We start from the raw sequence: 670 nt of genomic DNA, 5'->3' as shown, positions 1-670 counted from the left end.
GGCTACAAGCGCACGCTGGCGGGGCTGGAGAGATACTACACGTGGCCCGGCGCGCACGAGGACGTCCGCCGGCACGTGCTGAGCTGCCCCGTGTGCCAGACCACCAAGCCGAGCCGCCGGGCCCGGGGGGGCCTGCTGATGCCCCTGCCGGTGCCCGAGGCTCCCTGGCGCGAGGTGAGCGTCGACCTGATCACCGACCTCCCTCGCTCCGTGACCAAGGACGCCGTCTTCGTCGTCGTGGACCGCTTCTCCAAGATGATCGTCCTGATGGCCACGACCAAGACCTGCACGGGCGAGACCCTGGCCCGCCTGTTCCGCGACCACGTGGTGCGCCGCTTTGGGCAGCCGCAGGGGATCGTCTCGGATCGGGACCCGCGGTTCGCCGGCGCCTTTTGGCGGGCCCTGCAGGGCTTGCTGCAGACCAAGCTGCGGATGAGCTCGCCCTACCGCCCTCAGACGGACGGGCAGACGGAGCGCATGAACGCCACCATCCTGGCCATCCTCCGGGCCTACTGCAAGGACACCGGGGTGGACTGGACGGAGCACCTGCCCATGGCGGAGTTTGCCTACAACGCCTCCGTCAACTCGGTGACTGGCTTGGCGCCCTTTGAGATCGTGCACCGCACCCTGCCGCTGAGCCCGCCGGACGCCATCGCCGAGGAGCTCCGCA

At 69.9% G+C, this 670-nt stretch carries 1 protein-coding gene; it reads left to right on the top strand.

Annotated elements, in window-relative coordinates; translation table 11 throughout:
- Positions 1-138 precede the first annotated feature (138 nt).
- On the top strand, positions 139-670 hold a 532-nt coding region (locus tag JFN88_RS16970), incomplete at its 3' end, for a DDE-type integrase/transposase/recombinase (protein ID WP_233167985.1).

Origin of the sequence: Paenibacillus roseus, assembly GCF_016424485.1 — a bacterium.
GTDB classification, from domain to species: Bacteria; Bacillota; Bacilli; order Paenibacillales; family Paenibacillaceae; genus Paenibacillus_D; species Paenibacillus_D roseus.
Note: the sequence above shows the minus strand (reverse complement) of the source record. Positions and strands in the feature narration are given on the sequence as shown.